At 65.3% G+C, this 24,135-nt stretch carries 21 protein-coding genes and 1 tRNA gene; 10 read left to right on the top strand and 12 right to left on the bottom strand.

Annotation, left to right across the window (positions count from 1 at the left end; all coding sequences use genetic code 11):
- Position 1: 1 nt before the first annotated feature.
- The 7 genes from rutB to HGK27_RS16860 form a co-directional block, all read right to left on the bottom strand.
- Complete coding sequence (gene rutB, locus HGK27_RS16890; RefSeq protein WP_206242031.1) at positions 2-727, bottom strand: pyrimidine utilization protein B; 726 nt, start codon at positions 725-727, stop codon at positions 2-4.
- Positions 728-1,054: 327 nt separating this feature from the next.
- On the bottom strand, positions 1,055-2,512 hold the full coding sequence (gene dacB / locus HGK27_RS16885) for a D-alanyl-D-alanine carboxypeptidase/D-alanyl-D-alanine endopeptidase (RefSeq protein ID WP_206242030.1): 1,458 nt from the start codon (positions 2,510-2,512) through the stop codon (positions 1,055-1,057).
- 309 nt (positions 2,513-2,821) lie between these two features.
- Positions 2,822-6,016 carry an error-prone DNA polymerase gene (locus HGK27_RS16880; protein ID WP_206242029.1) on the bottom strand — a complete coding sequence of 1,065 codons (3,195 nt, stop codon included), beginning with the start codon at positions 6,014-6,016 and terminating at the stop codon, positions 2,822-2,824.
- Complete coding sequence (locus HGK27_RS16875; protein WP_206242027.1) at positions 6,013-7,554, bottom strand: Y-family DNA polymerase; 1,542 nt, start codon at positions 7,552-7,554, stop codon at positions 6,013-6,015. Before HGK27_RS16875 ends, HGK27_RS16880 begins: the two co-directional genes overlap by 4 nt.
- Complete coding sequence (locus tag HGK27_RS16870; protein WP_206242026.1) at positions 7,454-8,167, bottom strand: ImuA family protein; 714 nt, start codon at positions 8,165-8,167, stop codon at positions 7,454-7,456. The genes HGK27_RS16875 and HGK27_RS16870 overlap by 101 nt, the downstream gene beginning before the upstream one ends.
- Before the next feature lie 178 nt (positions 8,168-8,345).
- Positions 8,346-8,432, bottom strand: a tRNA-Leu gene (locus HGK27_RS16865).
- 118 nt (positions 8,433-8,550) lie between these two features.
- Positions 8,551-9,423, bottom strand: a complete 873-nt coding sequence (locus tag HGK27_RS16860; protein WP_206242025.1) for a zinc-ribbon domain-containing protein — start codon at positions 9,421-9,423, stop codon at positions 8,551-8,553.
- A 215-nt stretch (positions 9,424-9,638) separates the two neighbouring features.
- Here HGK27_RS16860 and ftsE point away from each other — a divergent pair, with 215 nt between their 5' ends.
- From ftsE to HGK27_RS16840, 4 genes are read left to right on the top strand one after another with little or no spacing between them, the layout of a single operon-like run.
- Positions 9,639-10,394 carry a cell division ATP-binding protein FtsE gene (gene ftsE, locus HGK27_RS16855; protein ID WP_206242024.1) on the top strand — a complete coding sequence of 252 codons (756 nt, stop codon included), beginning with the start codon at positions 9,639-9,641 and terminating at the stop codon, positions 10,392-10,394.
- Entirely contained in the window at positions 10,387-11,370 is a 984-nt protein-coding gene (locus HGK27_RS16850) for a cell division protein FtsX (protein WP_241127254.1), read from the top strand. Before ftsE ends, HGK27_RS16850 begins: the two co-directional genes overlap by 8 nt.
- A 1-nt stretch (position 11,371) precedes the next feature.
- Entirely contained in the window at positions 11,372-11,905 is a 534-nt protein-coding gene (locus tag HGK27_RS16845; RefSeq protein ID WP_206242023.1) for a YdcF family protein, read from the top strand.
- Positions 11,902-12,609 (top strand): lysophospholipid acyltransferase family protein, encoded by a 708-nt coding sequence (locus tag HGK27_RS16840; RefSeq protein ID WP_206242022.1) that lies wholly within the window; start codon positions 11,902-11,904, stop codon positions 12,607-12,609. The genes HGK27_RS16845 and HGK27_RS16840 overlap by 4 nt, the downstream gene beginning before the upstream one ends.
- Positions 12,610-12,765: 156 nt before the next feature.
- On the opposite strand, the gene HGK27_RS16835 is transcribed toward HGK27_RS16840, so the two are convergent.
- The 3 genes from HGK27_RS16835 to hisC form a co-directional block, all read right to left on the bottom strand.
- Positions 12,766-13,086 (bottom strand): DMT family transporter, encoded by a 321-nt coding sequence (locus HGK27_RS16835; protein ID WP_206242021.1) that lies wholly within the window; start codon positions 13,084-13,086, stop codon positions 12,766-12,768.
- Positions 13,087-13,300: 214 nt separating this feature from the next.
- Positions 13,301-14,209 carry a prephenate/arogenate dehydrogenase family protein gene (locus HGK27_RS16830; RefSeq protein WP_206242020.1) on the bottom strand — a complete coding sequence of 303 codons (909 nt, stop codon included), beginning with the start codon at positions 14,207-14,209 and terminating at the stop codon, positions 13,301-13,303.
- Positions 14,206-15,312, bottom strand: a complete 1,107-nt coding sequence (gene hisC, locus HGK27_RS16825) for a histidinol-phosphate transaminase (protein WP_206242018.1) — start codon at positions 15,310-15,312, stop codon at positions 14,206-14,208. Before hisC ends, HGK27_RS16830 begins: the two co-directional genes overlap by 4 nt.
- Positions 15,313-15,481: 169 nt before the next feature.
- Between hisC and metX the strand changes: the two genes are divergently transcribed.
- From metX to HGK27_RS16795, 6 genes are all read left to right on the top strand, one after another.
- Entirely contained in the window at positions 15,482-16,630 is a 1,149-nt protein-coding gene (gene metX, locus HGK27_RS16820; RefSeq protein ID WP_206242017.1) for a homoserine O-acetyltransferase MetX, read from the top strand.
- Positions 16,627-17,235 (top strand): methionine biosynthesis protein MetW, encoded by a 609-nt coding sequence (metW, locus tag HGK27_RS16815; RefSeq protein WP_206242016.1) that lies wholly within the window; start codon positions 16,627-16,629, stop codon positions 17,233-17,235. Before metX ends, metW begins: the two co-directional genes overlap by 4 nt.
- Positions 17,236-17,409: 174 nt before the next feature.
- Positions 17,410-18,396, top strand: coding sequence for a CsgG/HfaB family protein (locus HGK27_RS16810; RefSeq protein ID WP_206242015.1), 987 nt, complete (start codon positions 17,410-17,412; stop codon positions 18,394-18,396).
- Positions 18,397-18,646: 250 nt separating this feature from the next.
- On the top strand, positions 18,647-20,599 hold the full coding sequence (ftsH, locus tag HGK27_RS16805; RefSeq protein ID WP_206242014.1) for an ATP-dependent zinc metalloprotease FtsH: 1,953 nt from the start codon (positions 18,647-18,649) through the stop codon (positions 20,597-20,599).
- Between the two features lie 192 nt (positions 20,600-20,791).
- Positions 20,792-21,247: a GNAT family N-acetyltransferase gene (locus HGK27_RS16800; protein WP_206242013.1), complete on the top strand. Its 456-nt coding sequence runs from the start codon at positions 20,792-20,794 to the stop codon at positions 21,245-21,247.
- Positions 21,248-21,367: 120 nt separating this feature from the next.
- On the top strand, positions 21,368-21,946 hold the full coding sequence (locus HGK27_RS16795) for an NUDIX hydrolase (RefSeq protein WP_206242012.1): 579 nt from the start codon (positions 21,368-21,370) through the stop codon (positions 21,944-21,946).
- 68 nt (positions 21,947-22,014) lie between these two features.
- Here the strand turns inward: HGK27_RS16795 and rpoZ are convergent, their stop codons facing one another.
- Both rpoZ and HGK27_RS16785 read right to left on the bottom strand, forming a co-directional pair.
- Complete coding sequence (rpoZ, locus tag HGK27_RS16790; protein ID WP_068085599.1) at positions 22,015-22,359, bottom strand: DNA-directed RNA polymerase subunit omega; 345 nt, start codon at positions 22,357-22,359, stop codon at positions 22,015-22,017.
- A gap of 86 nt (positions 22,360-22,445) precedes the next feature.
- Positions 22,446-23,987, bottom strand: coding sequence for a replicative DNA helicase (locus HGK27_RS16785; RefSeq protein WP_206242010.1), 1,542 nt, complete (start codon positions 23,985-23,987; stop codon positions 22,446-22,448).
- Positions 23,988-24,135 lie beyond the last annotated feature (148 nt).

Raw genomic sequence — 24,135 nt, 5'->3', positions numbered from 1 at the left:
TTTAAGGAGCGATCTGGCTGACAGCGCCGCAGAACTCGGTGGAGGTGGAGACCCAGCCGAAGAACTTCTCGACGTTGTAGATGGTGGCCTGATGGATGAAATCCGGGCCCAGATGATGGGTGGCATCCTCCAGCATCAGGCAGAAATATTCGAGGTGGAAGCCGTCGCGCAGTGTCGATTCCACGCAGACATTGCTGGCGATGCCGACAAAGACGATGGTGGTGATTCCCCGCGCGCGCAGAATGGAATCGAGCTGGGAGTTGAAGAAGGCCGAATAGCGCGTCTTGTGAACACGAATGTCGCCCGGCTGGGGCTTGAGCGCATCGACCAGTTCGTAATCCCAGCCCCCGCGCGCCAGCAGCTGGCCGGACAGTTCCGGCCGGGCGCGCATGGTCTTCAAGGCATTGGATTTATGGTAATTGGGCGAGGAAGGCGTGCCCGCCTCGATATAATCGGCATCCCAGCCGTTCTGCAGAAACACCACCGGCATGCCGGCGCCGCGCGCGGTTTCCAGCACCTTGCCGATGCGCCCGATCACACCCTGAGCGCCGCTGATGTCGAAGCCCGCCAGATCAACATAGCCGCCCTCGCTGGCATAGGCGTTCTGCATGTCGATCACCACCACCGCCGTCTGCGCGGGATTGACCGTCAAACCCTCGGGCCGGGCGGGGAGCGTGACGCTGCCCGGCAGAGCAGGGCGCGGTGACACGGGTGTGGAGTCGCTCATTGCCACGCAGGATTTAACACCGGGGGCACGGCGGCAACGGGGCAAACGCCTTATGGGCGGTTCGAGGGTTTTCAGAAGGAATTAAGAAGAAAATGCGAGGGTGTTACACCCTCGCGCTCCCATGACGTCTTCCGACGAAAGGGTTGTGTTGCCCGATTGTTGCGGGTGACCTCTAGTTTAGCGCTAAGATACTGCGCCGCAGGCGGGTTTCTTTATAGAAATACAATGTTTAAAGCCTGCGGCGCGGCGGCGTTGCTCTATGGCTGAACCCTGCGCGCAACGAAGACACTCAAGGGAGCGCGAGGGCAATGGCCCTCGCATATCCCCTTAATTCCCTGCTGCCACCACCTGCATCACTCTATCCATCACCGGCAACACGGATGGAGCATCCCCGGGCCGATCGTTGGCGTAGAAGGCAAACACCAACTCCTTCCCGCTGGCCGCCGTGACGTAACCGGCCAGAGCATTTGCCGCCAGCAACGTCCCCGTCTTGGCGCGCAGATTGCCGGCCAGAGGCGTGTTCTTCATCCGCCCGGCCAGCGTGCCGTCCACACCTGCGATGGGCAGCGTGGCGCGCCATTGCGGGGCCCAGTTTTGCCCATCGATCCAGTGCAGATAGGCGACCATGGCGCGCGGGGTGATGCGGTTGTCGGGCGAGAGGCCGGAGCCATCGTAGAAATCATGGCTCCAGCGCGGCAGGCCGGCACGGTCCAGCGTGGCATTGAGCACGGTAAGCCCGGCGGGCGTGGAAGGCGCCAGCCCCTGCGACAGCGCCAGCTTCTTCAGCCACAGATGCGCATGCAGATTCTGGCTGAGTTTGGCGGTGAGGGTCAGATCCTCGATCGGATCGGGCGGCGTCAGGCTGGCCAGAGCGGGCACATCCGGCGCGGCGGGGGCGGTGGCCAGAATACCCTCGGCGGTGAGGGGGGCGTGGCGGGGCTTCACACTGCCGCTCACGGTGATGCCACGGGCGCGCAGCAGGCGGGCGAAGCGGATAGCGGCGAAATCGGCGGGGTCATCCACGTCGAAATGCAGAGTTTGCGGCTTGCCACCCACCGGCAGCGAGCCGAACAGGCGGATGGCGCGCTGGCCGGGAGCGATCTCGGCATGCACTTCGGCGGCTGTGCCGGGCGCGGCGGTGGTCACCTCGTCGATCAGCGCCACTTCAGGCGCTAGATCGGGCATGGCCGCGCTGGCCGCAGAGCCCTGCGCCGCACCGGGCGAGACGGTGATGCTGATCGTATTATCGTTCAGCGTCAGCGCCGACATGATGGTGTGGCTGCCCGGCCGGATGCGGCCTGAGCGGACCCAGCGCTCATCGGGCATGAAGCTGTCGTCGCCGATCACATCGCCCACGCGCTTGACCCCGCTGGCGGCCACGGCATCGGCCAGTTGGCTGAGGCAATCGCGCGTGCAGTCGGCGCGGTCGGAAAGGGAGGCGTCGCCCTTGCCCACCAGCACCACGTTCTGCAGGCCCTTTGCGCCGGGCTCCAGCCGCACCTGAGTCCCCGGATTGGCGAGTTTGCCCTGCGCCAGAACGTCAAACGCAGCGCTGGTCACGAAGACCTTGGTGTTGGAGGCAGGCTGAAACCTGTCATCCGGCGCGATGGAGACGATCACATGGCCCGTCTTGTCCTCCACCCGCAGCCCCCAGCGCGTGCCGGCCAGATCGGGTTTTGCAAGCAAAGCGCGGATTTGGCTTTCCAGATCGGCGGGAGTCGCGGCGGCGAGCGGCATGGGGAGGGCCAGCGTTAGCCATAGGGCGGCGGTTTTTAGGATGGGCATGGTGTATGCCTAAGGCAGGGAAGGTTGAGGCAGCAAGAGGGAAGAAGGAAAGATGCGAGGGGGTTACCCCCTCGCGCTCCCGGAACGTCTTCCGACGATGGGGCGGTGGCACCCGATTGTTGCGCCTCGGCTCTCCACCTGCGCAAGGCGGAGCGCCGCAGGCAGTCAGATTATGAAGGTCAAGGCTGTGCGGGGATTTTTAGAGCCTGCGGCGCAGCGTGCCTCGCCCTTTGGCCGAACCCGAAGCGCAACGAAGACATTAAAGGGAGCGCGAGGGCGATGGCCCTCGCATTGTCTCTCTTCAATCCCTTAATGAAAATCCCGAGAAGGCGGCAGCAACCGCGCATCCCTCGGATGATGCCCCAGACGCGGCGGCGTGGCGGCCAGACTCTGCGCCATGCCCTCGCCTTCCTCCAGACGTGCCAACAAGGCACTGGCGTCCACCACGCGGTCGATCATCAGATGGACCACGCCTTCCTTGCTGTGCTGTACCTTGCCGTGGAGCACCATCAGCCTTGCGGCCATCACGGCGTTGCGCTGCTTCTCGAACTCGCGGGCCCAGAGCAGCCCGTTGACGATGCCGGTTTCGTCCTCGATGGTGATGAAGATGGCGTTGCCCTTGCCGGGGCGCTGGCGCACCAGCACGGCCCCGGCGCAGGAAACGGGCGCGCCATCCTTGGCGGCATTGACCTGAGCGGCGGTCAGGATGCCCTTCTCCTCCAGCCGAGCGCGCAAAAACTGCAACGGATGGCCGCGCAGGGAGAGGCGCTGGGTCTGGTAATCCTCCACCACCTGTTGGGAGAGGGGCATGGGCGGCAGGGCGGGATCGGGCTCGGCGCCGAGTTCGGGGGCATCCATCGCGGCGAAGAGGGAAAGCTGGCGCGGGGGCAGGCGGCGGACCTCCCACCCGGCCTCTCGGCGAGCAGCGCCAAGGGCGATCAACGCATCGGCATCGGCCAGCAGGGCCATGGCGCGGGTGGGCAGGGTGGCGCGATGGGCCAGATCCTCAAGGCTGGCGAAGGGGCGTTTCTCGCGGGCGATCACCATGGCTGTGGCCCATTCCTCGCGGAAGCCATCGATCTGGCGCAGGCCCAAGCGCAGGATGCGCGGGCCTTCCAGCGTGTTGTCCCAAGGGCTGATGGTGGCGTCTGTGGGGCGCACCTCCACGCCATGGGCGCGGGCGTCGGCGACGAGTTGCGCGGGGGCGTAGAAGCCCATCGGCTGGCTGTTGAGCAGGGCGCAGGTGAAGGCGGCGGGGTGGTGGCACTTCATCCAGCTCGACACATAGGCCAGCCAGCCGAAGGCCTGTGCGTGGCTTTCGGGGAAGCCGTATTCGCCAAAACCCTCGATCTGGGCGAAGCAGCTTTCGGCAAAATCCAGCGTGTAACCGTGCCTGACCATGCCATCGATAAACTGGGTTTTGTGAGTCTCGATCTTGCCGTCCTGACGGAAGCTGGCCATGTCGCGCCTCAGCCGATCGGCCTGGGCGGGGCTGTAGCCCGCGCCGATGATGGCGATGCTCATCGCCTGTTCCTGAAACAGCGGCACGCCCAATGTGCGTTCGAGCAGATTTTTCAGCGCCTCGCTGGGATAGGTGACCGTCTCCTCCTTGGTGCGACGGCGCAGATAGGGATGGACCATGCCGCCCTGAATCGGCCCCGGCCGCACGATGGCCACCTGAATCACCAGATCGTAGAATTCCTTGGGTCTCATGCGGGGAAGCATGGCGATCTGGGCGCGGCTCTCGACCTGAAACGTACCGATACTGTCGGCGCGGGTCAGCATCTCGAAGGTGGCGACCTCCTGATCCGGCGGCGTCACCGTGGCCAGCGTGTAATCCCCGCAGCCCACGCCGCGGATCAGATCGAAGCCCTTGCGCAGCGCGGTCAGCATGCCCAGCGCCAGCACATCCACCTTCATCAGCTTCAGCTCATCGATATCGTCCTTGTCCCATTCGATGAAAAAGCGATCCTTCATCGCCGCCTTGCATATCGGCACGATCTCATCGAGCGGCTCCTGAGACAGCACAAAGCCCCCCACATGCTGCGAGAGATGGCGCGGCAGGCCCAGCACCTGCTCGATCAGATCGCGCAGCCGGGCGATGGCCGGGTTGCCGGCATCGAACCCCGCCTGCGTCAGCCTTTCCTCGGGCACCGGCCCGCCCCGGCTGCCCCAGATCAGCCCGGAGAGCCGCGCCGTGACATCCTCGGTAAAACCCAGCGCGCGGCCCACCTCGCGGATGGTGCTGCGCTGGCGGTAATGGATCACCGTGGCGACGATGGCGGCGCGGCGGGGCCCATAGCGCTTGTAGATGTACTGGATCACCTCCTCGCGCCGTTCGTGTTCGAAATCGACGTCGATATCGGGGGGCTCGTCGCGCTCTTCGGAGAGAAAGCGCGAGAAGAGCAGCTTTTCGCGCACCGGATCGATCGGCGTCACGCCCAGAAAATAGCAGACCAGCGAGTTGGCCGCGCTGCCCCGCCCCTGACACAGGATCGGCGGCGAAAGGCTGCGCGCATAATGCACCACATCGTGGACGGTGAGGAAGTAATGGGCGTATTTTTTCTTGCGGATCAGCCGGAATTCTTCCTTCAGCACCTTCTCATAGCGCGGGTCCAGACCATCGGGGAAACGCTCCTTCGCGCCTTCCCGCACGCGATGTTCCAGCCATTTTTGCGCCTCCCAACCCTCGGGCACGGGCTCATGGGGATATTCGTAGACCAGATCATCCAGCACAAAACTGATGCGTGAGAACAGATCGCCCGTCGCCTCCAGCGCCTGAGGGCAAGCGGCAAACAGCCGCGCCATTTCCGTGGGCGCTTTGAGATGCCGCTCGGCATGCGGCGCCAGCAGACGCCCGGCGGCTGACAGCGTCACCCCCTCACGAATGCAGGTCAGCACATCATGCAGAGGCCGCGCGGCAGGTGTGGCATAGAGCGGATCATTGGTGGCGATCAGGGGCACGCCGCATTCCGCGCTTAGCGCCATGCGTTCAGACAGATCGCGCGCATCGCTGCCCCCGCGCGGCATGGCGGCGCTCAGCCAGAGATGCTGCGTGGCGGCCTGCAGCGTTTCCAGCAGAGCGGCATCGCCCTCCATCGCGATCAGCGCCCATCCTTCCTGACCCTCTTCCCCGACATGCGCCAGCAACTCGCCCAATGTCAGATGGCAATCGCCCTTTTCCACCTCATCCTTCTGATTGCCGAGGCTGAGCAAGCGCGTCAGCCGCCCCCAGCCCTTGCGGTCCAGCGGATAGGCGACGATGTCCGGCGTGCCATCGATAAAACTCAGCCGCGCGCCCACGATCAGGCGAAAGGTGCTACCCGGCCCACCCAGCTCCTTCCACGCCTTATGCGCGCGCACCACGCCCGCCACCGTGTTGCGGTCAGCGATGCCGATGCCGCCCATGCCCAGCGCATGGGCACGCGCTACCATCTCGCCGGGCTGGGAGGCGCCGCGCAGAAAGCTGAAGGCGCTGGCGGCGACAGGCTCGAAAAAGTTCATGAAAACAACCCATGGAGATACCAGCGCGGATGCGTCTGCTCCTCGAACAGGCCATGGCGGAACAGCCAGAAGCGGTATCCGGCGCTGTCCTCCACCCGGTAATAGTCGCGGGTGAGCAGCGGCGTTTCGGGCAGATGGCCTTGGGCATGGCGCCACCATTCGGGCGCGATCCGCTCGGGGCCCTCGGCTAGGCGCACCTCATGCGCCCGCCCGCGCCAGGTGAAGCGCAAAGGTGGCCCATCGGGCACACCCGCGATGGCGCTCACTTCTTGAGGCGGATCGAAGAGAAACAGCGGGCGGGGCAGGGCAGGTGCTTGCGTCGCGCCGGGCAGACCGCGCGCCGCAGCCACCAGGGCTTGCGCTTTTTCCGGACTGTGCCGATCACGCGGATGCAGGCGCAGGATCGCGCCTTCCCCCAGCCGCGTCGCCAGCCGGTCAAGCAGGGCGGCGATGGTCTCCTCTTCCCGATCTTCCGCTTCGCTTGAGGTTTGCCGCGCGGCCAGCGGTTCATGGCGCGGCACGGCCAGCGCCATGGCATCGAAGCCGAAACCGGGGTCGAGCGGATCGGCCAGATTCTCCAGCCTTTCGCGCAGCAGCCGCACCACCGGCGCCGCATCGCGCGTGGGCAGGGCGGTCTCCACCGCCAGATGGCGCAGCGCCCCATCGGCGCGTTCCAGCCGCAGCACAAAGCGGCGGCCACCCAGACGCCGCGCTTCCATCTGCCGCGCAGTGTCTTCCAGCAAGGCCTCGGCGACCTCCAGCACATCCTGCGTGCGGCCGATGGGCTCGGCAAAGCGGATGTCGGCGCGGATCGGCACCGGGCGTGCGCGCGCCACAATAGGACTGCCTGCCTCGCCCAGAATGGCGCGCAGCTTCGCCACGGCCTCCTCGCCGAAACGCGCGGCGAGCGAGCCCATCGGGCGGCTGGCCAGATCGCCCAGATGCTTGAGCCCGGCGCGGCGCAGCCCGGACAGTGACGCCTCTGGCAATTCCAGCGCGGTGATGGGCAGGGCGCGGATGCGCAATGCTTCCTCACCGCCCGCCTGCCCGCGTTCAAAGCGGGCCAAGGCGCGGGCCGCAGCGGCATGGCTGGCCAACGCCGGGCGCGTGGTAAGCCCCGCCTCGGATATCGCCAGCCGGGCCAGCGCGGCCTCGCCACCGAAAAGATGCGCGCAGCCGGTGATGTCCAGCACCAGCCCATCGGGCGGATCGAGCGCCACCATCGGGGTGAAGCGCGCCATGCGCCCGGCCAGAACCGCCAACAGCCTGGCATCCTCGGGCGGGTCATGCGGGGCGGTCACCAGATCGGGGCAGCGCGCCCGCGCATCGGCCAGAGTCATCCCCACGGCCAGGCCATGACTCGCGCCATCCCTCTCCAGCGCGGCGAGGCGCAGCGCCTGACCCACGCGGGCCACCAGAGCAAAGGGCAGATCTGCGTCAGGCGGCGCGGTGCGTTTCACCCGCTCGCAGGGCAGGAAAGGGAACCACAGCGCCAGACAGCGGCGCGGGCTTGATCTCTGTTGAGCTTGCGGGGTCATGGAAACCTCCCTGCCAGCCGTCGCGATGCAGCAGCCAGCTCAGTCCCGAGGCGCCGCCGCGCTGGCGCTGCAGCGTGGCCGTCAGCGCGGCATGGCCCGGCGCTTGTCCTGCCAGAGCGATGGAGGGCGCCGGGGCGATGTGCCAGCGGGTCTGCGCGGCGCTGGCGCGGGGTGGGGCATCGCCGCGCAGCATGATCACCAGCGCGCCGGAACGCTCCGCCGCCAGCACCAGACGGCGGCTGGCGGTCAGATCGTAGTCGGGCAGCGGGCCCCATGTTTCCAGCACCACGGCGGCCAGACCCGGGCAGCGCGCGGCATCCAGCCCGGCGCGCAGCAGGGCAAGGCTGTCGGGCGCTTCCACCACCACCAGCCGCCGGGAATCGAACCCCAGCTGCGCCCAGCCCGCGCCGCAGGGCTGCAGGCCCTGTCGTGTCTTGGTGGTGCGCACCAGCACGATGGGCGGCGCTTTGGGGCTTTGCGTGCCGGTCACCGCCGCCAGCACAAAGCCCAAGGCCGCTGCCCAGCCATCGGCATCGGCGTGAATCTCGTGCAGATGGCCGGCGGCCAGTGGCGGCGGCAGAGGCGACCGGAGCGGAGAGGGTTGTGGAATCATGGCGAACATCCTGCGAATCGCACTTCATGTTCACTTTATGTTCTTATTGAGGCGCAATGTCCATCAGCAGCTGATGCGCTCTCCACAGGGTGGGCCCTGCAGATGGTTCAAAGATGCCAAGGATAGGAAAACCGGGCCCTGCCCCCGAGTGACCCCGCGAGGGGGTGTTTTATGTTCCTGGTGCGGTCGAGAAGACTCGAACTTCCACGGGCTTTCGCCCACAACGACCTCAACGTTGCGCGTCTACCAATTCCGCCACGACCGCATCAAGACAGCGATGAGCCGAGGCCCCTTCGCTTGGTAGGAGCGGGCCACTAGCAGAGGGCGTCACACCCTGCAAGCGCTGTTTGGCAAATTTCTTACAAGCCCCGAAGCGCAGGCTTTTATTCGGCTTTCCAGCCGATATCCGCCCCATGGGCCGAGCGGGGAATATCCGTCATCGCCTCGCTGACGGCCAGGGATTCGCCCGGAGCCAGCACGCGCTTGGCCGGGGTGATCTCCCAGCTGTAGACTTTCCGCCCGCCCGCATCGCGCAGCACCACGATCAGCTGGGGCACATTGCGCCGCTGCTTGCCGACATTGGTGATCGTGCCGCTGATGCCGAAATATTCCCCGCCATTGGCCAGCGAACGGCGATCCTGCCGGTTGGAGGGGAAGGTCAGCACCAGATCGGGCTGGCCCGCCGCAAAGGGCGAATGGCCGAAGGGCAGCCAGCCGGGCAGGCCGAAGCGCCACACCGCGCCCGCTGCCACCAGCGCCAGCAGGCCGAAGGTGATCGCCAGCATCGTCCACATCCGCGCCGGATTGCGGCGGGGGCGGAAGGGCGGCTCATGCGCGAAGCTGGAAGGTGTGTCGTCGAAATCGTCGGCGACGGTGGTGGTCGCGGCGGGTTGCGCTTCGGGCTTGTCGCGCTCGTAAGCCGGGACAGGGGCGGCAAAAGCGGTCGGCGTTGCGACAGCAATGTCGCCCGCCGGGGCCGGAACGGGGTAGGATGAGGGCCAATCCTCCTGCACTGTCGGGGCAGGAGGGGGTGGAGCAACGGGCTCCGGCGCGGCAACCATCGCCTCGGCCATGGCAGGCGCGGGGGTCGGCTGGGCGACAGGAACCGCCGCAACAGGCGCTTCTGCCTCTATCCCATGGCCATCCTGAAACCAGCTGTGGCGGCACTTGGCGCAGCGCACTGTGCGACCCTTCGCTCCGATGGCATTATCCGGAACGGCATAGCGTGTCGCACAGGCTGGACAGGCGATAATCATCGTTGCCTGTCATGCATGGCTGTGGCCAGCGCTGCAAGATAGGGTATTTGCGAAAGAGCGACCTGCAGGCTTTTTTCCACCGCCCTTTTTTCTAAGGCGCGGGGCGGTTATAGCATGAGGGTGATGATATGCCCCTCCGCTGAACCGAGCGCCTTTTTTGCGTCTGCCCGGAACGCCTCCCCCCGGCCTGCTTTCGCTGCGTCAGGCCTTTGCGCATGACCCGGATGGATGGCGAGATCGCCCGCTTCGACAATGTGGGCCTGCGCTATGGCAATGAGCGCGAGGTGCTGTCCGATGTAGGCTTCACCCTCTTCGCGGGCCGCTTCTATTTCCTCACCGGGGCGAGCGGCGCGGGCAAAAGCTCGCTGCTGCGCATGCTCTATCTGGCGCAGCGGCCCAGCCGGGGGATGATCAGCCTGTTCGGCACCGATGCCATCACCCTGCCGCGTGAACGCCTGCCCGGCTTCCGCCGCCGCATCGGCGTGGTGTTTCAGGATGTGCGGCTGGTGCCTCACCTTTCGGCCTATGACAATGTGGCGCTGCCGCTGCGCATCGCGGGCCTGCCGGAAAAGGAGATCACCGCTTCGGTGAACGACATGCTCGAATGGGTGGGGCTGGAGGGGCGGATGCATGCGCGCCCGGCCTCGCTTTCGGGCGGTGAGCAGCAGCGTGTCGGCATTGCCCGCGCGGTGATTGGGCGCCCCGAACTGCTGGTGGCGGACGAACCGACCGGCAACGTCGACCCCGATATGGCGGTCAAGCTGCTGCGCCTGTTCGAGGCGCTCAACCGGCTGGGGACCACCGTGGTGGTGGCCACCCACGATATGCATCTGCTTCAGAAAGTGCCGGATTCACTGATCATGCGGCTGGATCGCGGCAAGATGAGCGACCCCACCGGCGCGCTGCGCTATCCCCCGCGCAAGGCCGGCGGCCAGACGGCGGCCCGTTTCCCGGATCTGCGCGATGGCTGAGGATCTGAACATCAACGAAGACCCCGCAGAGGCCGCAGCCGCCGAAAAGCGCCTGCTGCGCCTGCCCGGCTTCGGCAACATTCGCGGGCGCGGAGCGGACAGCGAGCTGGTGCCTCAGGCGCGGCTCTCCGGGCCGATGCCATGGGTGATCGCCATCATGGTGGCGCTGACGGTGATCGCGGCGGCCACCGGCCTTGCCTTGCGCAACATCGCTCTGGCGGCGGCGGCGGACCTTTCGGGCGGCGTCAGCGTGCAGGTGCTGGATGCCGGCGAAGGGCGTGACCGGCAGATCAGCGCTACGCTGAAAGCCTTGCAGGACGCGCCCGGTGTCGCCTCGGTGCAGTTGGTCTCCGCGCAGGAGGTGAACAATCTGCTCGCCCCATGGCTGGGCGGGGCGCAGGAACAGGGTGTCAGCGCCGCCGATGTGGTGCCCGTGCCCGCGCTGATCGATGTGAAGACCAATGGCCCCGCCGATGAGGCCCAGCTGGAAAAGCTGCGCAAGCTGCTGGGCAAGGTGGCGCCTGCCGCGCGGGTGGATGCACAGTCGCATTGGCTTTCGCCCGTGTTCGGGGCGATCGATTCCCTGCAATGGCTGGCCGCCGCCATGGTCGGCCTGCTGGGCGTGGCGATGACCGCTGCCGTGCTGCTCGCCACGCGCTCGGCGCTGGGCCAGCACCGCGAGACCATTGCCATTGTCCATATGATGGGCGGCACCGATAGCCAGATCGCCCGCATTTTTCAGCGCGCCATCGGCCTTGATGCCTTCGCGGGTGCGGCTTTGGGGCTGGCGGTCGCGGTGGCGGCGGTGCTGGTGCTGGGTCGGCGCTTTGCCGGGCTTGGCGCCGGGCTGATCGCGGGCGGCGCGCTGGGCTGGCTCGACTGGGCGCTGATGGTGCTGATCCCGCTGGCCGCCGTGGTGCTGGCCGTGGTGACGGCGCGCGTGACCGTGCTCTCGGCCCTGAGACGGATGCTGTGAGATGCTGAGGCGCCTGCTCTCTCTGGTGCTGATGGTCTGGGCGCTGGGCTTCATCGCCTTCGCCGCCTTTCTGCCGCGCCCGGCGGGCGAGGTGCATGCCGATGGCGTGATTGTGCTGACCGGCGGCGACGGACGCATCCAGCGCGGTCTGGAAACGCTGCGCAAAGGCTGGGCGCGCCAGATGCTGGTCTCCGGCGTCGATCAGGAGGTGACTCAGCCCGAGTTCGCCACGCTCTACAAGATCGAGCCAGCGCTGATGCGCTGCTGCATCACGCTGGGTTACGACAGTGTCGATACCCGCAGCAATGCCTCTGAATCCACGCAATGGATCGCCAGCCACCACCTCTCCAGCGTGCGGCTGGTGACGTCGGACTGGCATATGCGCCGCGCCGCTTTTGAACTCACCCATCCTGTGCCAAAGGGCGTGACCATCATCGAGGATGCCGTGCCCACGCGGCCCAGCCTGCGCATCCTCTTCACCGAATATTGCAAATGGCTGGCGCGCCAGGCCTGGTACTTCTGGAAAAAGACATGACTCCCGACAGGGGCTACACCTTTGAAGAGAGGCTGCGCAGCATCCTCTTTGCGATCTTCTTCTTCGGCGGCTCGGTGCTGCTGGGCCTGCTGACCCCCATCACCCGCCACTGCGGCGAGGCCATCAACCGCTGGATGTGCGAGCATTGGTCCAACTGGCAGCGCTGGTGCACGCGCCACGTTCTGGGCATCCGCGTGGTGATCGAGGGGCAGATCCCCACCGGCGCCGTGCTGATCGCCGTGAAGCACGAGGCCATGTTCGAGGCCGTCGACCTGCCCACGCTGATCGATCACCCCGCCATCTTCGCCAAGGTGGAGCTGATGAAGGTGCCCGGCTGGGGCAAATCCGGCGAGGTTTACGGCCTGGTCCCCGTCGAACGCGATCAGGGCGCCAAGGCCCTGCGCGCAATGATCGCGGCGGCGCGCAAGTTTTCGGTCATTCCCCGCCCTCTGGTGATCTTCCCCGAGGGCACCCGCGTCCACCATGGCAAGAAGCCCGAGCTGCAATCGGGTTTCGCCGGAATCTACAAGCTGATCGGCCTGCCCGTGGTGCCCATCGCGGTGAACAGCGGGCCGCTGTTCCGGGGCTTCTGGAAGCGCAAGGGCACGATCACCTATCGCGTGGGCGAGACCATCCCCGCAGGCCTGCCGCGTGACGAGATCGAGGCACGGGTGCATGGGGCGATTAATGCTTTGAATGATTGAGGTTTAGAGAGGTTAGATGCGAGGGGATTATCCCCTCGCGCTCCCATTATTGTCTGCGTTGCGCATCGGGTTCGGCCTTGCGCCCAAATTGCTGCGTCGCAGGCTTCCCTATTGCCAGCGCAGCCCATCCGTCACAGATTCACGGCCTGCGGCGCATCAGTGCGGGGCAGACAGCTTCATCAGCACGAGGCCGCTCACGATCAGCAGGGCGGCAGCGGCGCGCATCATCGTCAAGGCTTCGCCCAGCACCACGACGCCCGTCAGAAAAGCGCCAACAGCTCCGATGCCTGTCCAGACGGTGTAGGCCGTGCCAAGCGGCAAGGACCGCATGGACCATGACAGCAACCCGAAGCTGCCGATCACGCCGACGATGGTGATCACACTCGGCCAGAAACGTGAAAAGCCCTGCGACTGCTTCATGGCAGTCGCCCAGATAACTTCAAGCAATCCGGCGATTATCAGAGAAAACCAGGCCACGGCAACATCCTTCGAAAACCGCCGGGCCGTCCCGGTCTTGAGTCCCGAAGGGGAGCGGGAACGTGGTCGCCGCAGGGATCAGATATGATCGATGGCCAATGAGGTCAACAGAGAGACAGGGCACAACGACCGGGAACCACTGCCCTTGCGTCGGGAGACGTCATGGGAGCGCGAGGGGATAATCCCCTCGCACTTATCCTTCTTCTTAAACCTCTTACTGCCGCCCGAAATTCGGCCGCGCATCATCCTGCCCCTGCTCGATGATCGAGCGGCGGATGGCGCGGGTGCGGGTGAAATGGTCGAACAGCTTGTCGCCATCGCCGAGGCGGATGGCCTTTTGCAGCTCCGTCAAATCCTCGGTGAAGACCTGCAGCATGGCCAGCACCGCGTCGCGGTTGGAGAGGAACACGTCGCGCCACATGGTAGGGTCTGACGCCGCGATGCGGGTGAAATCTCGGAAGCCGCCTGCGGAGTATTTGATGACTTCGCTCTGGGTCACTTCCTGCAGGTCGTCCGCGGTGCCGACGATGGTGTAGGCGATCAGATGCGGCAGGTGGCTGGTGATGGCGAGGACCAGATCATGGTGCGCGGCATCCATGATCTCGACCCTGGCGCCGATGGCCTGCCACAGGGCGGAGAGGCCTTGGACCTTGGCGGCGTCCGCGCCTTCGGGCGGGGTGATGATGCACCAGCGGCCATGAAACAGGCTGGCAAAGCCTGCGTCCGGTCCGGAGTTCTCGGTGCCTGCCACGGGGTGGGCGGGGATCACCAGATGCTCGGGCAGGGCCTCGCCCAGAGCGCGCGCCACGGTGACCTTGCTGGAGCCGACATCGGAGATCAGCGCATCGGGCGAGAGCGCCGGGGCGCATTCGCGTGCGGCATCGCCCATGGCCAGAGGCGGCACGCAGAAGATCACCAGATCGGCACCGGTGACGGCTTCGGTCGCGGACTCCGCTACGGTGCCGACCAGCCCGCGCTCGGCGGCGCGGGCGCGGGTTTCGGGGTTGCGGTCATAGCCGGTGGTGGCAATGGCCGGGGCATGCTCACGCAGGGCAAGGCCGATCGACCCGCCTTGCAGACCCAGACCGATGATCGCGACCTTGGTAAAGGGCACGTCGCTCATGCGCCGGATTCACCCGGAACCATGGACCGGATGGCTGCGGCGATCTCATCCATTTGCTGCGCCGTGCCGATGGTGATGCGCAGCGCATCGGGCAGGCCTTGCCCCGGCAGCCAGCGGGTGATGTAGCCGTGCTCCATCAGCCCGTTGTAGACCGTTTCGGCACTCAGCTTGCCGTTGAACAGGATCAGCACGAAGTTCGCCTGAGACGGCAGCGGGCGCACGCCATGGTTCGACAGGGCGTTCAATTGCTCAACAAACCGCGTGCGCTCGGCCAGATTGTGGAGGCGCGAGCTTTCCACAAAGTCCTGATCCGCCACCGCCGCCAGCCCCATGGCCTGCGCGCTGTTCGACAGGTTGAAGGGCCCGCGAATGCGGTTGAGCGCATCGACCAGCGGCGCGGCGCCGGTGGCCCAGCCAAGGCGTTCGCCCGCAAGGCCGTAGATCTTGGAGAAGGTGCGCGTCACCAGCACGTTGTCGTGGGCTTCGGCCAGCGCCAGAGCGCCATCCTCGTCCTCGGGCGCGACATATTCGGCATAGGCCTGATCGATCACCAGCAGCACATCGCCGGGCAGGCCGGCGTGCAGGCGGGCGATCTCGCCCTTGGGCAAATAGCTGCCGGTGGGGTTGTTGGGGTTGGCCACGAAGACCACGCGGGTCTTTTCGCTCACCAGCGCCAGCAGCGCATCGACATCGGTGCCGTAATCCAGATCGGGCGCCACCACCGGCACTGCCCCGCAGCGGCGCGCGGCAATATCATAGACCGAGAAGCCGTAGCGGACATAGATGATCTCATCGCCCGGCCCGGCATAGGCTTGGGCGGCGATATGCAGCAATTCGTCCGAACCGGTGCCCATCACGATGCGCGACGGATCGATGCCGTTCAGCTTGCCCAAAGCCTCGCGCAGATCCTTGCTGTCGGGATCGGGATAGAGCGAAGGGGCGGCGGCATGGGCGCGTGCCTCCAAGGCCGCATGGCTGGTGCCCAGCGGGTTCTCATTGGCCGACAGCTTGATCAGCGGCTTGCCGTCAGTGCCCTTGCTCTTGCCGGGGACATAGGCGTGGATCGCGCTGATCCATGATTTGGGTTCGGGACGCTTGCTCATGATGCGGGGGGCTCTAGATCATTTTCACATGCGGTGAAAATGATCTGTTTTTGATGGTCGCATTTTCCGAGCCGTTGCCCGTTGCCGGGCAACTCGAAAATGCTTCGGCGCAGGATCGACGCACTCGCAATTGACAGGGCGGGGGCAAAGTCCCAAGTCGTGCGCCATCATGTCGGACACCAGCGCGATCCTGCCCATCGAGAACCCGCTTAACGCAGTCGGCGCCACATATGACCTCGAACAGCCCTTGGAGCTGGACGGCGGGCAGGTGCTGCATGGCGTGCGCATCGCCTATGAAACCTATGGCACGCTGAATGAAGCGCGCGACAACGCCATATTGATCTGCCACGCCACCACCGGCGATCAACATGTGGCGACGCCGCATCCCATCACCGGCAAGCCCGGCTGGTGGAGCCGCATGGTCGGCCCCGGCCTGCCGATCGACACCGACCGTTTCTATGTGATCTGCCCCAATGTGCTGGGCAGCTGCATGGGCACCACGGGGCCGAGCAGCCTCGCGCCCGATGGTCAGCCCTATGGCCCGCGTTTCCCGGTGATCACCATCCGCGATATGGTGCGGGCGCATGTTCTGCTGCTGAAGGCTCTGGGGGTGGAGAACCTCTATGCGGTGATCGGCGGCAGCATGGGCGGGATGCAGGCGCTCTCGCTCTCGGTGAATTGGCCCGATATGGCGAAACGCGTGCTGGTGCTGGCCAGCACGGCGGCGATGCCGGTGCAGAACATCGCCTTTCAGGAGCTGGGCCGTCAGGCGATCATGGCCGATCCCCACTGGCAGGGCGGCGCTTACCACGGCACCGGCAACAGCCCCGATGCGGGCCTCGCCGTGGCGCGCATGGCGGCGCATATCACCTATCTCTCCGAGGCAAGCCTCTCGGAGAAATTCGGGCGGCGGTTGCAGAACCGCGAGGCGAAAAGCTTCGGTTTCGGCGCGGATTTTCAGGTGGAAAGCTATCTGCGCTATCAGGGCGAGAGCTTCACCGGGCGCTTCGATGCCAATTCCTACCTCTATATCACCAAGGCGATGAGCTATTTCGACCTCGCCGAGGGCCATGGCGAGGACGATCTGCCGGGCCGTCTGGCCGAGGCCTTCAAGGGCGTAAATTCGCGCTTCTGCCTTGTGTCGTTCGACACCGACTGGCTCTATCCCACCAGCGAATCGCGCTCCATCGCTCATGCGCTGAATGCGGCGGGGGCCCCGGTGTCCTTTATGGAGCTGTCCGCGCCCTTCGGTCATGACAGCTTCCTGCTCGACGTGCCCGCGCTCGACCGGGTGATCGAAGGATTTCTGCTGCGATGACGAGTTCCCAGGTTCTGCGCCCCGATCTGGCGGTGATCGCCCAGAATGTCGCGCCCGGCGCCCGTGTGCTGGATGTCGGCTGCGGCGACGGCACGCTGATGGCGGCTTTGCGCGATGGTCGCGATTGCGACGCGCGCGGTCTGGAGCTGGAACCGGCCAATGTCGCCGCCTGCGTGGCGCGCGGCCTTTCGGCGATTCAGGGCGATGCCGACACCGACCTGTCCTTCTATCCGGACGACAGTTTCGATTATGCCATCCTCTCGCAGACCCTGCAGACCACCAAGCGCCCCGATCTGGTGATGGAGCAATTGCTGCGCATCGGGCGGCGGGCATTCGTCAGCTTCCCCAATTTCGCGCATTGGCGGGTGCGGCTCTCGCTGCTGTGGGGCGGGCGGATGCCGGTGACGCGGCTGCTGCCCGTCGCCTGGTATGAAACCCCTAATATTCACCATCTTACCGTCGCCGACTTCCGTGATTTTGTTGCCCAGCGCGGCATCGCGGTGGAAGGCGCATGGTTTCTGGAAGGCGATGCTTTAACCGGGGCCGCCGCCGCCAACTGGCGCGCCGAACATGCCGTGTTCCTGCTCAAGCGTCACGGTGATTGACCCTTGTTGTTTAGCAAATTGCGCAAGATGATTACGAATGGGACCTTCAACTCTGCGGTAAAGCGCAGGCTCTCTATGTAATTTTTATTGATTCTTAGCATCGGCTTCTGGCATCAGCGCTCCCCAGAGTATGAAGGCCGGTCTCCCCCGGGGCCGGCGACCAACGGGGGTTCCATGCACAAGATCCTGAACGCCGTGACGGCCTTTTCGGCCGCTGTTTCCACGCTCGCCCTGATGGCGCCCGATATCGCGCTGGCGCAGGCCGCCCCCTCCAAGGCGGAAAAGAACCAGCGCCAGGCGCTTGATGACGTGCCGCATTGCGTGCGCAAGCTGGGCACCATCTCGATCGTCGATGGTGATGATGCGCGCGGCTGGACCCAGTACAATCTGGCCCCGCCGCAGAAGCTGCTCAAGGTGATCGTGCAGCGTTCGGGCTGCTTCAACATCGTCGATCGCGGCTCTGGCCTGCAGGCCGCCCAGCGTGAGCGCGATATTGCCGGCGATCTGGGCCATCAGCGTGGTTCCAACGTCGGTCAGGGCCAGATCAAGGCTGCCGATTACGTGCTTCAGGCCGAGGTGCAGGGCGCCAATGCCAATGCCTCGGGCTCGCGCGTGGGCGCTGGCCTTGGCGGTCTGGTCGGCGGCGGCTTCGGCGCGGTGCTGGGCGGCATCCACAGCCGCAAGATGGAGGCCAACACCGTTCTCTCGGTCACCAATGTGCGGACCACCGAAACCATCGCCACCACCGAGGGTTACGCTGCCAAGAACAGCATCAGCTTCGGCGGCGGTGGCGGCGGCTTCTTCGGCAGCGGCGCGGTGGGTCTGGTCGGCGGCGGCTATGACAACACCGACATCGGTCGCATCGTGACCATGTCCTTCCTCGATGCCTATGCCAAGCTGGTGAACCAGCTTGGCGGGCTGCAGCCGGGCTCGACGGGCACGGCGGAAGCCACCCCCGCCAAGACCTTCCAGGCGATTGCCCCGGTGGTGATGCGCAAGACCCCTGCCGCCACCGGCGCCACCGTGCGCAGCCTGGCGCCCGGTGCGATCCTCTATCCCACCGGCAACAAGCAGGGCCTGTGGTGGGAAGTGGCCGACGAGAACGACAATGTCGGCTGGGTGCTGAACACCAAGCTGGGGCCGACGCCTTCGGGGCAGTAATCTGCGGCGGCATCGGGCCGCTCCCCCGGCCCGGCTACCCATCGTGGTATGCTGTGGGTGGCCGGGCCGGGGGAGTGGGCCGGTGCCGCACTGCCAATCTGCGCAGCAGATTGGCCAAAAAAGACGCGGGCGGGGTGCGTTAAGCATGCCCGCCCGCAGATCTTCTGCAATCCTGTGCGAATCCGCTGTGCGTGTTAGCTTGTCATTCAGCGCCGGGCTCCTACATTGATCCTCTGGAAAGGACCGCGCGATGAATGAAGAGCAGCCGAATGGTAACCCCTGGATGAAGAACCTGTTGGTCTGGGGAGGTATTTTCCTGGCGCTGGTCTTCGCCGTCTCCCTTTTCGGATCGCGCGGCGACGTTGGGGCGACTCAGCTCCAGTATTCCGAATTCCGCGCCAAGGTGGCCGACGACCTCGTCGCCGACGCCGCCGTGGGCGAGCAGCGGATTTCCGGCCATTTCAAGAATGGCGACAGCTTCACCACCGTTCCGGTGCCCAACGATGTGTCGCTGCAGCCCCTGCTTCAGCAGCACAATGTGAAGTACGCGGGCAAGGCGCCGGATGATGAGCACAATCTGCTGCTCTACATCATGGCGCAGGCTCTGCCCTTCCTGTTGATCCTGGGCGTGGCCTTCTTCGCGCTGCGTCAGGTGCAGAAGGGCGGCGGCGGCGGCGCCATGGGCTTCGGCAAGAGCAAGGCCAAGCTGCTGACCGAAAAGCAGGGCCGCGTCACCTTCGACGACGTCGCCGGCATCGATGAAGCCCGCGAGGAGCTGGAAGAGATCGTGGAATTCCTGCGCGATCCGGGCCGTTTCTCCAAGCTGGGCGGCCAGATCCCCAAGGGCGCGCTGCTGGTCGGCTCGCCCGGTACGGGTAAGACGCTGCTCGCCCGCGCCATCGCGGGTGAGGCGGGCGTGCCCTTCTTCACCATCTCGGGTTCGGACTTTGTGGAAATGTTCGTCGGCGTGGGCGCCAGCCGCGTGCGCGACATGTTCGAGCAGGCCAAGAAGAACGCCCCCTGCATCGTCTTCATCGACGAAATCGACGCCGTGGGCCGCCATCGTGGCCATGGTCTGGGCAACAGCAACGATGAGCGCGAGCAGACGCTGAACCAGCTGCTGGTCGAGATGGATGGTTTCGAGGCCAATGAAGGCATCATCATCATCGCCGCCACCAACCGCCCCGACGTGCTTGACCCCGCTCTGCTGCGTCCGGGCCGTTTCGACCGTCAGGTCGTGGTGCCGGTGCCCGATATCGAGGGCCGCGAGAAGATTCTTGCCGTGCACATGAAGAAGGTGCCGCTGGCCCCCAACGTCGAGCCGCGCGTGATCGCGCGTGGCACGCCGGGCTTCTCGGGCGCCGATCTGGCCAATCTGGTCAATGAGGCCGCTCTGCTCGCCGCCCGCCGCAACAAGCGTCTGGTCGCCATGCAGGAGTTCGAGGACGCCAAGGACAAGGTCATGATGGGCGCCGAGCGCCGCTCCATGGTCATGACCGAGGACGAGAAGAAGATGACCGCCTATCATGAGGCCGGCCACGCGCTGGTGTCGCTGAACGAGCCGGCGTCGGACCCGATCCACAAGGCGACGATCATCCCGCGCGGCCGTGCGCTGGGCATGGTGATGCGTCTGCCCGAGCGGGACAGCTATTCCTATCACCGCGACAAGATGCACGCCAACCTGTCGGTCTCGATGGGCGGGCGCGTCGCCGAGGAGATCATCTTCGGTTACGACAAGGTGTCGAGCGGTGCTTCGGGCGATATCCAGTATGCCACCGGTCTGGCTCGCAACATGGTCACCAAGTGGGGCATGAGCGACAAGCTGGGGCCGCTGCAGTATGAGGACCAGCAGGAAGGCTATCTCGGCATGGGCGGCTCGCAGCGCCTGCTGATGTCGGATGAGACCAGCAAGCTGATCGACAGCGAAGTGCGCGCTCTGGTCGACAATGGCTATGCCCGCGCCATGGATATCCTCAAGTCGCAGGAGGACAAGCTCCACCTGATGGCGCAGGCCCTGCTGGAGTACGAAACGCTGACCGGCGACGAGCTGAAGGAGCTGATCGAGACCGGCAAGCTGGACCGCCCCGAAACGCCCAGCGGCCCGGCCAAGCCAATCCCCGTGCGCGGCGTGAGCGTGCCCAAGGCGGGCAAGCGCTTCGGCATCGGCGGGCTGACTCCGGCTCCGGCGATTTCGGCCAGCTGATTTTTGACAAGACAGCGAGGGAAGGCGCTCCGGGAGGATTCTCGGGGCGTTTTCTTTTGTCTGTTTCCAGTGGGTTTTGAAGAAGGATGGATGCGAGGGGGTTACCCCCTCGCGCTCCCATGACGTCTTCCGGCTATAGGGTGGTGGCGCCCGATCCTTGCTTCTTGCCTCTTTGTCGTGCTGGAGGGGTTTATGCCCGTCGAGCTTGTCCTGCAGGCGGTGATTGCCGCAGATCCTGCCCGCAACTGGCTTGCGGCCGAACATTACAACATCGTGGCTGATGATGTGGCCGTCGGCACGATGCGCTTGCGGATCGGCGATGCGGAGGCTGTGCACTATATTGGCCATGTCGGATATGCGGTGGAGGCCGAGCATCGCGGGCATGGTTATGCGGCGATGGCGCTCAGGCAGATCGTGATGCTGGCTGAGCGGCATGATCTGCGCGAACTCTGGATCATGATCCGGCCTGACAATCTCGCCTCGCAAAGGGCTGCGTCCAAGGCGGGCGCAGTCTATATCGAGACGATCCCGGTGCCGCCGGGTACCGATCTTTATGCACGCGGCGATCTTGAGATGCAGCGCTATCGCCTGACGGGCCGCGCAGGCAAATCCAAAGCCTGCGGCCCGGCAATCCGGGCACAAGGCTGAACCCGCTGCGCAAGGCAGACATTAACGGGAGCGCGAGGGTGTAACACCCTCGCATTGCCTCCTTTCTTCAAAGCCCTTTCGCACTTGCAACAAGCCTGCAACCCGATAAGCCTGCCCACCATGACCCAGGCCCGCATCACCAACCAGACCCTGATCTATGACGGCTGGTATCGCTTTTCCCGCCTTGAGGTGGAGATGCCCGATGGCGTGCGCGTGGAGCGTCACCTGATCGACAATGGCTCGGCGGCGGCAGTCTTGCCCTATGATCCGGTCCGCCGCGTCTGCATGCTGATCGAGCAGCCGCGTGCGGGCGTTCTGGCTGCGGGCGAAGCGCCTCTGCTGGAGGCGATTGCGGGCAATCTGGGGGGCATGGCGCCAGACAAGCGCATCATCGAGGAGGCTCTTGAGGAAGGCGGTCTGCGCATTTCCGAACTGGAGCCGGTGACCAATATGTGGAGCCTGTGCCCGGTCTCCACCGAGCGGATTCAGCTCTATCTCACGCCCTATTCAAGCGAGGATCGCATCGGTGAGGGCGGTGGCGCCCTGCATGAGGATGAAAACATCACCGTGCATGAGATCACGCTGGATCACCTGCGCGATCTGGTGCTGGCTGGCGAATTAACCGATGCCAAGACACTGATTCTGGCACAGGCTCTGCTGCTGCGCAGACCGGAACTGTGGGCCGCGTCACAAGATTGACGGCCAAAACAAAACCCCGCCAGGGCCCAAGCCCGGCGGGGTTCCGTTAAACCACGATCAGCCGAACATCAGCCGTCGTAATCGCCACCCAGCGAGGTGTTGCGCACCGGCGCGGCGGCGGTGATTCGCAGAGCCTCGGCCTGCTGCGACAGCGAGCCGATGTCATCAACCTCATCGTCATCATCGGGCAGCACGCGCTGCAGCGAGGTGACGAGGGCTTCCTTGAGCACCTTGGGGGTGACGTTCTCTTCGGCGATTTCGCGCAGGGCGACGACCGGGTTCTTGTCGCGGTCGCGCTCAAGGGTCAGCTCGGCGCCGCCCGAGATTTCGCGGGCGCGCTGGGCGGCCAGCAGCACGAGATCGAAACGGTTGGGAATCTTGTCGACGCAATCTTCGACGGTGACGCGTGCCATGGAGCACTCCGTAAAAAGGGCTGCGAGAATCTCTCGGGAATAGGGCAGCTAGGCAGCGAAGCCCCAAAAGTCAAGGATTCGTCTCGTCACTCGTCGTCATCCTGACTGTAACCGGCCATATCCTCGGGCGCCAGATCGCTGAACTTGGTGATCCGCGCCTCGAAGCGCAGGCGCACCTTGCCGGTCGAACCGTGGCGCTGCTTGGCCACGATCAGCTCGGCCAGACCGTTCAGGCGCTCCATTTCCTGCGCCCATTGCATGTGCTGTTCGTGCACGGCGGGCGGATCGGTGGGGGTGGGCTCCTTGGGCTCGCGGGCCTTGTGGTAGTAATCCTCGCGGAAGACGAACCACACCATATCGGCGTCCTGCTCGATCGAGCCCGATTCACGAAGGTCGGAAAGCAGGGGACGCTTGTCCTCACGCTGCTCCACCGCACGGCTGAGCTGCGAGAGCGCGATCACGGGAACATGCAGCTCCTTGGCCAGCTGCTTCAGACCACGGCTGATCTCGGAAATTTCGTTCACGCGGTTGTCACCCGCCTTGCCGGTGCCGGACAGCAGCTGAAGGTAGTCGACGATCACCAGCCCGATATCATGGCGGCGCTTCAAACGGCGGGCACGCGCGCGCAGAGCGGCGATGGTCAGGCCCGGCGTATCGTCGATAAACAGCGGCAATTGCGCCAGACGCTGGCTGGCGAAGGAGAGCTGCTGGAAATCCTCGCGGCTGATCTTGCCAGTACGCAGGCTTTCGGAAGAAATGCCCGACTGCTCGGCCAGCACACGGGTGGCCAGCTGGTCGGCGCTCATTTCGAGGCTGAAGAAGGCCACCGGTGCGCCGACAGACTTCTCCGGCGCAATGCCGATGGCCATATCGTTCTGATAGCGATCCGCCGTGTTGAAGGCGATGTTGGTCACCAGCGAGGTCTTGCCCATACCCGGGCGACCCGCGAGAATGATAAGGTCGGAATCGTGCAGACCGCCGATCTTGGCGTTCACGCTGCTCATGCCCGTGGTCTTGCCCGAGACATGGCCGCCCGAATTGAACGCCTTTTCAATGCTGAAGATCGCGGTACGCGTCGCCTGCGAAAAGCTCTGCGCCTCGCTCTGCCCGCCAGCACCCTCGGCCACCTGATAGAGCGCGGCCTCGGCGCGTTCGATCTGCGCCAGCGGCTCGATCTCCTGCGAGGTGTCGATGGCATTGTCGACCAGCTCGCGGCCCACGCGCACCAGTTCGCGCAGCATGGCCAGCTCGTAAATCTGCTCGGCCAGCACGCGGGGCGCAACAAGGCCCTGCCCGTCTGAGGTCAGGCGGGCCAGATAGGCGGTGCCGCCCAGCGCCTTCAACGCCTCATCGCTCTCGAAATAGGGGCGCAGGGTCACGGGGGTGACCACCGCCTTGCGGTCCAGCAGCTGCAGGATGCGCTCATAGAGGCGGCCATGCACCGGCTCGAAGAAATGGGTGGGGGCCAGCGGGGTGTTGAGTTCCTCCACCACGCGGTTGTCGATCAGCACGGCGCCAAGGAAGGCGGCCTCGGCCTCAAGGTTGGCGGGCATGGCGCGGCTGGCAGGCGAATCGGGCCCCGACTCGGTGGTGGCGGGGAAGGGGAACAGGGGTTCTGGGCTGGGCATTCGGATGCTCATGCGCGCCAGAGCCGGTGCTGTCCATAAGGGCGTAAGACCCTGACCCTGTGGATATCGGGGATGCAATGGGGCCCAAGGGCCGGATCGCTCCGATTGCGCGATGTTTGCCCCTTGCGGCCCTTCCGCGCATTTGCGA

The organism is Novosphingobium terrae (assembly GCF_017163935.1).
In the GTDB taxonomy this organism is placed as follows: domain Bacteria; phylum Pseudomonadota; class Alphaproteobacteria; order Sphingomonadales; family Sphingomonadaceae; genus Novosphingobium; species Novosphingobium terrae.
This window is presented reverse-complemented; position numbering and strand designations above follow the sequence as displayed.